The following is an 11,270-nucleotide window of genomic DNA, read 5'->3' as shown; positions in this document are numbered from 1 at the left end:
ACTGTGAGTAGAACAAGCCCTCATATTGCCCAGATGAGATTTTTAAGGTTGAATTTAAACATCTTTTCTCCCTGGTTACCCAAACTGTACAAAACTGTACAGTTTAGATAGCTGGGGTATTTGTAGTCCGCCCTTCAGACTTTTCCAGCCCCAGCAGGCGGTATTTGGGAAAGCCATAGCCCCTGCCCCAAGAAGCAGGAACTCACGCCCTTACGGGTCTCCCCACTTGCCCTGAATTAGTAATTCCTTCAGGGGAGAGAAGTCTCTTAGCACCTTTTCAGGAGAGAGTGGAGTTACCACCGCTACCTTGAGAACTTGCCAGAAATCATAGGTACTAAAACTTGTTCCATCCAGAGGTTCTAGCCCCCTTCCTGGCTCACTCTCAAGGCTTTGTATGAGTTTTATTGCTTTGTTTATCTCTTTTAAATGTTTTTTCTTTAAATGTATGTTTTTGACTGTTTTCTTTACATGTTCTTTTAATTCTTCCAGTTCATCTACAGTCAATGCATTGAGAAACTTTATATAATTGCCTGGTATTTTTTTTCTTTACTCAATCCTCTTCTTGCTATTACATAGGCTGCTGCTATATCTTTTGTTATCATATACTGCGGTGCATATTTTAACATCCCTATTATTGAGGTGTAAGAAGGATTGACTTCTATTACTTCTATCCCTTCTCTTTTTGCTAGTGCTTTTATTTTTGAAAGAAGTGATTTATAGCTAAAGCTATGTCTTATCCTTCTTGATTTTCTTCCTGAAAAGTCTCTTCTTTTGCCTTTCTCTTTTATTTCTAAGTCTTCAATTACTATTGCTTTTCCTTTTTCTTTCGCTATTTTTACTATCTTGTGAGCATACTGCCATCTGAAGTATTCTTTTTTGTCTTTATTTCCGCTTGCAAGTTCTGGCATTGGTATTTTATCATAGCTTATTAGATTCCCTTTTTCATCTGTTTCTGCCCATGATATGTTGTCTGGATATGCATTTATATCTATTGCTATAACTCCTTTTTCTTTTGTTATTTTTATTTTTGGATATTCTTCTTCAATAGCAAAATAGGCGTACATACTGCCATTTTTGAGTTTTAATTCTACAGAGTAGGGTATGTTTGATTTGGCAATTTCCTGCAGGAGTTCTTCTCTCCTCTTATTCTTTTTATACCCTGCTTCTATTCTGGAATATACATATTTTCTTTCTCCTACATTTATCCTTAAAAAAGTGCCATTTTCTTTTGCTTCTATCCTTGTATTGAGATTACCTTTTTTGCTTTTATCTCCTCTTGAATAGAGATTCCCTTTTCTTTTTTCTTGCCACCTATTTTTTAATTTTTTATACGCTTTTCCATTTATATGGCGTTTTTGGAGTTTTTTAAATAGCTTTTTCCCACCAAAAATGACCTTCTTTGGGTTATTCCCTAATTCTCTGACAGATTCTAATGCGCTTTCTGCTTTCATTATTGCATCATCTACATACCTTGAGTTTAAGTCAAATGTTCCCTGAAGGTCTCTTTTTAGTGTGTTTCTATCATATCCTTCTAAAAGTCTCTTATATGCAAATCTCATGCAGGAGGACCATCTTCTCATTAAGTCTAATACTATTTGTTTGTCTTGTTGGTTTAGAAAAATGAGTTTAGCCTGTATTACTATCATGCTTTTTACCACCCCTTTGTTGGGGTCATTAATCTTTCTTTTCCCTAGTTTATTACTGTAATTCTGATTATATCATAAAGCTCCTTAACTTTTTATAGTTAATAACGTTCATCATCGCTCAATTGAAATTGTATCATTTTTTATTATGAATTCCAACTGTTTTGACCTCCTCGGGAAGAGGTTAAAATTTATTGTTCTTACTTTCATTGTACAAGATATTTATGTATGATAATATCAACATTTTTTAAACTCAGACAAAGGGGACGGTTCCTTTTGTCTGAATTCTAAATTGTTCAGATGAGAGGAACCGTCCCCTTTGTCTGAATGTCTGAATAATTTTTTATGAAGGTAAAACTATTTTTGAAATTTCTGTGTCTAATTTATAGAAGTGATAGGAGAGGCTTATATGAATTAAGTTTAAGCTGGAGTGGTTTTGATAATAATAGTGTAGAAAAAGGAAGTTTTATAGATATTGCTTTTTCGGGAGATAACAATAGCATACCGGAGGTATTAAATTTAAGTATCGAATTTAAAGGCCTAAAATACAATACATTTAACTTTTCTATTCACATAGATAAAAATAAATTTAAGGGATTAAAAGAAGTTTATGCTGTAAATAGAACAATGGAAATAGATGGTCAAAAAATTACTTTTGAAAAAGTCATTATTTATCCTACACGTATTGCTCTTTATATTCATTATGACCCTTTAAACAGCAAAAAAATACTTGGTTATCCGGATATAGGAATTGTGGATGAGAAAGGAGATATATTTGGCCAAATAAGTAATGGGGTATCTGGTACAAGAAAAGATGACAACAATATAATACTTTATTTTCAAAGTAATTATTTTAAAAAACCAAAAGAACTATATGTAGCTTTTTCAAAAGTTAAAGCAATTGGTAAGGATAAGGCGGAGGTAATTATAGATTTAAAGAATAAAATGATTTTAAAAAAACCGGATGAAAAGTTGAAGTTAAATGATATAGTGTACAATAAAAATGATATACAGCTTACATTTACGCTTGAAAAAATAGATAATACAAATAATCTTTATAGTCCTTTTTACAGTGAATTTGAAGATTCATCTATGAAAAAATATCATTTTTTAGGGGAGGAGATTCATGGAGGAAGGGAAGGAAAAGTAGAGGAAGTTTTAATTAGGATACCAAACGTTTCTTATGACAATCCAATTAAACTAAAAATCATTGACTATCCTAATTTTATTGGGGGAAAAGAAGTAAAAGTGAGAGTAAAATGATAGAAAAATGAGGAGAGTCTTTCTCCTCATTTATGCACTTATTCCAAATACTTTTTGCACTAATGTTCCAAAGAGGTAGGATAGCGCTGCTGCGCCAAGGCCTGTTGCTACCATTTCTAAAACCTTTCCTTTTATAGACAGACTTTCTGAAGCGACAGATACTATAATTCCTACTATAGAAAGTGCTATTGCTGCAAAAATTACTGAAAATGCAAGAGCTACTAAAGAGGATGAAGTGATTATAAAGTAAGGCAAAACGGGGAATACAAGTCCTACAAGGTATGCGATACCAGTATATAGAGCAGATTTTATTTCGTTTTCAGAAATTTCTTCAGTTAAGAGGTTTGTCATGGCATCTTCATTGTTACTGAGTTTTTCTACGATTTCTGTTCCGACATCTTCGGGTATACCAGATTCTGACAGTTTATTTAAAAATTCTTCTTTTGCCCTGTCTTTTGAGACTTTAAATAAAAGCTCCATTTTCCTTTTTATTCCTTCATTTACTTGTCTTTGAGACCGTACAGAGGTGTATGCACCTATTGCCATAGAAAGAGCACCAGCTACTCCTACTACTAAACCTGCGGTTCCAACGGTGATGGGGCTTTTTGGATAAATAGCTGAAAGTCCTGTTACAGTTCCTAAGATTTCCACAAGGCCATCGTTCATTCCAAGTATGAAATCTCTTATGTTTTCTATGTTGAATTTATCTTTTTGTCTGCTAAACATTTTTTCATGTTCAAGCTCATCTTCTATGATTTTTGAGAGAATTAATTTTTCTTTTTCTGTAAGAGAGGCTTCGTGAAAATAGCGGTAATAGGATTCGGTACTTATTACCTCATTCATCTCAAGTATTGTGACAAATAATTTGCTTCCAAGTAAAGTTCTCAATATTTTATAAGTAAAAAGCTTAAATTTGTGGAATTTTCCTTCTTGAATTTCTATATTCCTGGTTTTTAAAAATTGATGCCAAAATTTTGCATGAACATGCTCCATTTTTGCAAGCGCGTCAAAATTACTTTTAGTTTGTGGATTTTTTTCTATTTTTGCAAGGTATTATAAAGCTCGGCAGCTTCAACTTCTTCTTTGTAAAAATTGATAGCTTGGTCTATAGGATTCATTTGTCATACCTTCCTTTCTGCGAATAATTTTTGTGAAAATACCAGAAATAAAATTTATATTTATTATACCATATTAAAGAAGGATTAAAACCAATAGTGATAATTATTACAAAATAAAGGTTCTATAATAAATGTTGGGGTGGGGAAAAAGAAATCTATAAAAAGAGAGCACTTATTCTGAATGCCTGCTATAATAGAAGTGGTTAAAATAACCCAACAAAAGGAGGCATCAGAATAAGTGCAAGGTAATTATATCACAAATTTCTTAAAATCTGAAGATACAATTTTGGAAGGTGTTGTAGAGAATGACAACAGGATAGAGCTTCATATTAAGATGAAACAGAAACCACATATTTGTCCAAGGTGCGGGGAAATAACATCTAAGATTCATGATTATAGAGTACAAAGAATAAAAGATGTACCGCTATTCGGGAAACCAACAGTGATAGTACTAAAAAAGAGGAGATACGTTTGTAAACACTGTGGCAAGAAATTCTATGAACATGTAGACTATTTACCACGTTACCATAGAATGACCAACAGATTATCTATTTACATACTACAACAACTAAAAAAACAACAAAGCATGAAAGATATATCTGAAGTTACAGGGGTATCAATTACGACTGTGATGAGACTTTTAGACACAATAGGAGTAGAACCTGATTATAAAACATTACCGGAAATTATCAGTATAGACGAATTCAAAGGGAACTCTGGAGGCAGGAAATATCATTGCATTATTGTAGACCCAAAAGAAAGAAAAATATTAGATATTTTAAAAGACAGAAAACAAGAGAATCTAAGTGAATATTTCAAAAGATTTAAAGACAGGAATAAAGTAAAGTGGGTTATTATAGACATGTGGAGGCCTTTTTCAGATACAGTAAAAACATATTTCAAAGGAGCTAAAATAGCAATAGACAAATTTCATTTTACAAGATACATATATTGGGCGATAGAAAATGTAAGAAAGAGAATACAAAAAGAGCTACCAGACAATAAAAGAAAATATTTCAAAAGAAGCCGTAAGCTTCTTCTTGCAAAATATGATACTTTAACAACAGAACAAAAAGAAGAATTGGAAGTAATGTTCTGGTACAGCGACGACTTAAGAATAGCATACCTTTTAAAAGAAGAATTTAATGATAAAGTATTAAAATGCAAAAATTCAAAGGAAGCAAAAATAGAATTAAAAAGATGGATACAGTTAGCTAAAGAAAGCAAAATTGATGAATTTAAAAGATGTGTGCAAGTATTTAACCGTTGGTTTGAAGAAATAACAAATGCCTTTGATATACCATATACTAATTCTGTAACAGAAGGTTACAATAATAAAATTAAGGTGCTAAAAAGGCTTGCATATGGCTATAGAAATTTTCATCGATTTAGAAAGAGAATATTATATTGTAATGCTTAATGTTCTAACTTAATACTATTTTTAGTGATAAAGGATATTCAAGGATATTATAGAGCTTTGATGAAAAGGCATAGATAAATATCCACCCATACTTCTAGCTATATCTCTTATCACAACTAACAATTTACAAATATTACCATATTATGTGATAAGATTTATAGGTGGGCATTCAGAAAAAATACCCACCCCAACTATTGACAAAGAGCCAAAATAAAAAAGGAGGGAATACCCCCTCCACTTTTTATTCATCTTTTGCCAATTTTTCGTAGATTTTATACCTCTCTTGAGCTTGTTTCTCAGCTTCTTCAAAGAGTTTCTGTGCTTTTTCAGGGAAAGTCTTTTCCAGAGCCGAGAATCTGACTTCACCCTGCAAGAAGTCTCTAACTGAGAGTTTTGGTGGCTTGGAGTCGAGTATGAATGGATTCTTGCCTTCTTTCTTAAGAAGCGGATTGTATCTATAGAGAACCCAATATCCTGCCTCTACGGCCTTCTTTTCTTCTAATTGGCTACAGCTCATACCTTGCTTTATTCCATGGGCGATACATGGAGCATACGCAATGATGAGAGATGGCCCTGGATAGCTTTCTGCTTCTACTAGCGCTTTTATTAATTGTGTCTGGCTTGCTCCCATTGCAACTTGTGCTACATATACATAGCCATATGTCATTGCCATTCTTCCTAAGTCTTTCTTGCCGATTGGTTTACCAGCTGCAGCAAATTGTGCTACTGCTCCTACTGGTGTTGCTTTTGAGGATTGTCCGCCAGTATTTGAGTAAACTTCTGTGTCGAATACTAAAACATTTATATCTTCTCCCGAAGCAAGGACATGGTCTAATCCACCATAGCCTATATCGTATGCCCAACCATCGCCACCAAATATCCATTGAGACTTCTTAATGAGATAGTCTTTTCTTTCAAGTATTTCGTTAATAAGCTCTTTTACTTTTGCGTCTTCTGCTTTGTAATTTTGAAGTATCGGTAACAGTTTAATTGTGGCTTCTTTTGATTTTTTGCCGTCCATCATGTTATCAAGCCAGAATTGTAAAGCTTCTTTGAGTTCTGCTGTAATGTTAAGCTCTAACAGTTCTTTTACTATATCAGCTAATTTTTCTCTTTGCTGTTTTACAGCTAATGCCATACCAAGACCAAATTCTGCATTGTCCTCAAAGAGAGAATTTGCCCAAGCAGGTCCTTTCCCTTCATGATTTGTGCAGTAAGGTGTAGATGGCGCACTTGCTCCCCAAATTGAAGAACAACCTGTAGCATTTGCTATCATCATTCTATCGCCAAATAATTGGGTTACAAGTTTTGCATAAGGTGTTTCACCGCATCCTGCACAAGCGCCTGAGAATTCAAGCAATGGTGTTTCAAATTGACTTCCCTTTACTGTTTCTTTGTTCATTGGGTTTTCTTTTGGTGATAAAGTCATTGCGTATTCCCAGTTCTTTGCTTCTTCCATTTGTGTTTCTAAAGGTTTCATAACAAGCGCTTTTTCTTTTGCAGGGCATTCATTTGCACAAACGCCGCAACCTGTACAATCAAGAACGCTAACCTGAATTCTGTAGTATAATCCTTCAAAGCCTTTTCCGATAGCCTTTTTAACTTTAAAGCCTTCGGGTGCATTTTTAACTTCTTCTTCAGTAAGAAGGAATGGTCTTATTGCGGCGTGAGGACATACAAATGCACATTGGTTACATTGGATACAGTTGTCTATCTGCCACTCAGGTACGTCAACAGCAATTCCACGTTTTTCATAAGCTGCTGTGCCTGGTGGGAAGGTTCCATCTTCTCTTCCAAGGAAAGCACTAACAGGAAGCTTGTCTCCTTCCAATCTATTCATTACATCGGCAACATTCTTCACAAAATCAGGTGCTTGCCTTTCTTCTTTTGGTTCATCTTCAGCATCTGCCCAAGAAGCAGGAACTTCTACTTTGACTAAAGAATTTATACCTCTATCTACAGCCTCGTAGTTCATCTGTACTATCTTTTCGCCTTTATGTCCGTATTCTTTTACGATAGCTTCTTTTAAGTGTTTTACTGCCTCTTCAATTGGTATTATGTTTGTGAGTTTGAAGAAAGCAGATTGCATTATCATGTTGATTCTTCCGCCTAAACCTATTTCTTTTGCGATGTCTACAGCGTTGATGATGTAGAAGTTGATGTTGTGTTTAGCTAAATATCTTTTGATTGAAGCAGGCAATTTTTTGTCTAATTCTTCAACTTTCCAATTGCAGTTTAGGAGGAAAGTACCACCATCTTTTAATCCTGCTAATATGTCATAGTTGTAAACGTAAGACTGCTTATGGCAAGCAATAAAGTCTGCTTTGTTTATCAAATATGTTGACCTTATTGGTTTTTTGCCGAATCTTAAGTGAGATACTGTCACACCGCCTGATTTCTTTGAGTCATAAGAGAAATATGCTTGCACGTATAAATCTGTGTTGTCACCTATGATCTTTATAGCACTCTTGTTTGCACCTACTGTACCATCAGAACCGAATCCCCAGAATTTGCAGCTGGTTGTTCCTTCTGGTATTGTATCGACTTCTTCTCCTACAGGAAGTGATGTAAAGGTTACGTCATCAATTATTCCTATTGTGAAGTGGTCTTTTGGCTCATCAGCTTTGAGGTTGTCAAATACAGCAATGATTTGTGCAGGTGTAGTATCTTTTGAACCAAGACCATAACGACCACCAACAATTACTGGACGCAATTCGCTGTCAAAGAAAGCTGTTTTTACATCTTCATACAAAGGTTCACCAATTGAACCTGGTTCTTTTGTTCTATCGAGTACAGCTATCTTCTTAACAGTCTTTGGTATTACATCTAAGAAATGTTTTATAGAGAAAGGCCTATAAAGATGTACTTTTACGACACCTACTTTTTCTCCTTTTTTCAACAAGTAATCTACTGTTTCTTCAATGGTTTCTGTCACAGAACCCATTGCAATTATTATTCTTTCTGCATCTGGTGCGCCATAATAGTTGAACAGCTTATATTCTCTTCCTGTTAATTTCTTCATTTCATTCATGTAATATTCTACGATTTCAGGTATAGCATTGTAGAATCTATTGGCAGCTTCTCTTCCTTGGAAGAATATATCTGGGTTTTGAGCTGTACCTCTTGTTACAGGATGTTCTGGATTTAGTGCTCTTTGTCTGAATGCTTTTAAAGCATCATAGTCTACAAGTTTTTTGAGGTCTTCATAATCTAAAACTTCGATTTTTTGCACTTCGTGAGATGTTCTAAATCCGTCAAAGAAATGCAAGAAGGGTACTCTTCCTTTAATTGCAGAAAGGTGTGCAACGCTTGCTAAATCCATTACTTCCTGCACACTGCCAGAAGCAAGCATAGCAAAACCTGTCTGACGGCATGCCATAACGTCAGAATGGTCACCGAAAATTGAAAGAGCATGTGTTGCAACGGCACGTGCACTTACATGGAATACTCCAGGTAAAAGCTCCCCTGCAATTTTGTACATGTTAGGAATCATTAAAAGAAGTCCTTGTGATGCAGTAAATGTCGTTGTTAGAGCTCCTGCTGCCAGTGATCCGTGAACAGCCCCTGCAGCACCTGCTTCTGACTGCATTTCAATAACTTTTACCGGCTGACCAAATATGTTCTTCCTTCCATGTGCACTCCACTCATCTACAACTTCTGCCATTGGAGACGATGGAGTTATGGGGTAAATCGCAGCTACTTCCGTAAAAGCATAAGCCACATGGGCAGCAGCTGTGTTACCATCCATGGTCTTCATTACTTTAGCCATTTCTTTACTCCTCTCCTTATTTAAATAATTAAATAAAATGGTCAAAAAATCACCAATCAAAGAAGGATGTACCTGATATAGCACAGTATACAATATTTCATCTTATTATATAACAGGTATTTATAGAGTGTATAACAGACCGTATTAATTTAGATTTTTGCTTTTATTAAAGCTATATAACAGGTACATAATAATTATACCACACCGTCAAAAAAATTAAAACTTTTTTATGATAAATCTATATCAAAAAATAGAACTAGAAAGAGGGCTTTTAATGCCCTCTTTATCTGTGTCCTGGTCTTATTTTTGTCTGAATAGCTTTGCCTTTTGCAGCTTCTTTCCTGTTTTCATAACGTCTATACATTAAAAGTGCGACGATGGAGAAAAATAGTGGACCTACAATCATCCAGATAGTAGAGTTTGTGTCTCCGTTAATTGCCGGTTGGATTATTGTAAAGAAGTTAGCGAAAGCCACTGTTGCTGTAACAATTATTGTTGCTATAAGTGCACTGCTGTCAGTTTTAAATATTGCAAAAGGTTTTTGGATTTGTTTATTTTTCTTAAAGGAGTAGAAAGCACCTGATAAAAATACATAAGGCAATGTCATAGCTACATTTGTCATCAATATGAGTTTTGCGAAAAATTTAGCTGCAGCTTCTCCTCCAAAAGAAACAAGGATAATTATTACAACCGCTATTGCACATTGCACCCACATAGCATTTTTAGGAATATCGCCCTCGATTTTACCCATTTTACCTGGCCATAACTCTGCAGGAGTTCCTTCTATTATTTGTTTTAAAGGTGCATAAGATAAAGTGAAAAAAGCGCCACTCAATGCTAAAAACATTGATAATCCTACATACCTTGCAAACCAAGCACCTATAGTAAGAGATGTAGCTTCATTAAGTCCTAATCCTTGTCCTATTTTGTAACCTAAATTTTGCATTACTACATATGCTACATTTGCCATATTGACATTTTGAGTGCCTAATACTTCTTTCCAGTTAGTAAATGTTCCTACCATAAAAATTCCTATTGAATATCCAATAGAAATAAGCAGTGCAGAAATCAATAATCCTTTTGGAAAGTTCTTTTCTGGCTTTTCTGTCTGGTCTACAAGTCCTCCTACTACTTCCAATCCTCCATATGCAAATATAGCAAAAACTAAAAATGCAAACATGGCGATAGTTGATTGATAAGCAGGATTTGGTGATGTAGTAAATGAATGAGCTGAAATAATTGGTTGAGCAACTTTTCCACCGTTAGCGATTAGGACAAATATACCTCCTAAAAGTAAGACTATATTTAATAAAGCAACTGCAGTTCCACCTACAGAAGATACCTTTGAAATACTTTTTAATCCTTTAGAAGCCACATAAGTTACAGTGATTACCCATATTACCCCCAAAAGTCCTAAAGTTTGAGTTGATTTTAAACCAAAAAGGTTCCACGTAGAAGTAGTGTCTTTTCCGAATAAAGCATTGGAAAGAGGTATCCATATAGAGGAGCTTACGTTTACCATCCATATGATATAAGAAGCATACCACATGAAAGTTCCTATAAAAGCGTACTTTGGGTTTACTGATTTCTCCATCCAAGAATATATGCCACCTTTTTCTTCTTTAAAAGCTGAACCATATTCTGCCATCATAAAGGCATAAGGTATAAAGAAAGTTATACCTGATAGAATATACCATGGGATAGCTCCATATCCCATCAAATAGAAAGAACGAGGAATATTTGTAAAGCCAAATACCGAGGTAAAGATCATTAAAATGAGGGGAATCAAAGCTAATTTTTTTGCATCGTTTACATTTGATGTCATAAAAAAACCTCCATCTTACACGTTTTTTTTAACTACAACATTTTTTTAATATATACAAAAATATTCCAACGCATATTATATAGCTTTTTTTAGATTTTTGTCAATGGTTTCTCTTTTACAGTTTATCCAGATTGTCCTTTGTTAATACATCCTTAAATAACTCATAGAAAAAATAAATATCAAGAAAAATATCGCAAGAAAAAACAGTATTTTTTTTTTTTTTTTTTTTTTT

The 11,270-nt window shown here is 34.4% G+C and carries 4 protein-coding genes and 2 pseudogenes; 2 read left to right on the top strand and 4 right to left on the bottom strand.

The features are described from left to right. Nucleotides 1-210: 210 nt before the first annotated feature. Nucleotides 211-1,646 (bottom strand): annotated as a pseudogene (locus tag THEBR_RS09405) (IS200/IS605 family accessory protein TnpB-related protein). A 360-nt stretch (nt 1,647-2,006) separates the two neighbouring features. On the opposite strand from THEBR_RS09405, the gene THEBR_RS09400 reads away from it, so the two are divergent. Then, on the top strand, nt 2,007-2,906 hold the full coding sequence (locus THEBR_RS09400; protein WP_013570836.1) for a DUF5643 domain-containing protein: 900 nt from the start codon (nt 2,007-2,009) through the stop codon (nt 2,904-2,906). A 30-nt stretch (nt 2,907-2,936) separates the two neighbouring features. Here THEBR_RS09400 and THEBR_RS09395 read toward each other — a convergent pair. Continuing rightward, nucleotides 2,937-4,024 (bottom strand): annotated as a pseudogene (locus tag THEBR_RS09395) (VIT1/CCC1 transporter family protein). A 238-nt stretch (nt 4,025-4,262) separates the two neighbouring features. Between THEBR_RS09395 and THEBR_RS09390 the strand changes: the two are divergent. Beyond that, nucleotides 4,263-5,444, top strand: coding sequence for an ISL3 family transposase (locus THEBR_RS09390; RefSeq protein WP_012269583.1), 1,182 nt, complete (start codon nt 4,263-4,265; stop codon nt 5,442-5,444). Nucleotides 5,445-5,685: 241 nt separating this feature from the next. Here the strand turns inward: THEBR_RS09390 and nifJ are convergent, their stop codons facing one another. Continuing rightward, nucleotides 5,686-9,213, bottom strand: coding sequence for a pyruvate:ferredoxin (flavodoxin) oxidoreductase (nifJ, locus tag THEBR_RS09385; protein WP_012269611.1), 3,528 nt, complete (start codon nt 9,211-9,213; stop codon nt 5,686-5,688). A 283-nt stretch (nt 9,214-9,496) separates the two neighbouring features. After that, complete coding sequence (gene yjeM, locus THEBR_RS09380) at nt 9,497-11,038, bottom strand: glutamate/gamma-aminobutyrate family transporter YjeM (protein ID WP_004402010.1); 1,542 nt, start codon at nt 11,036-11,038, stop codon at nt 9,497-9,499. Nucleotides 11,039-11,270 lie beyond the last annotated feature (232 nt).

The organism is Thermoanaerobacter brockii subsp. finnii Ako-1, assembly GCF_000175295.2.
Taxonomy (GTDB): domain Bacteria; phylum Bacillota; class Thermoanaerobacteria; order Thermoanaerobacterales; family Thermoanaerobacteraceae; genus Thermoanaerobacter; species Thermoanaerobacter pseudethanolicus.
The sequence above is the reverse complement of the archived record's forward strand: the minus strand, read 5'-3'. Positions and strand labels throughout refer to the sequence as shown.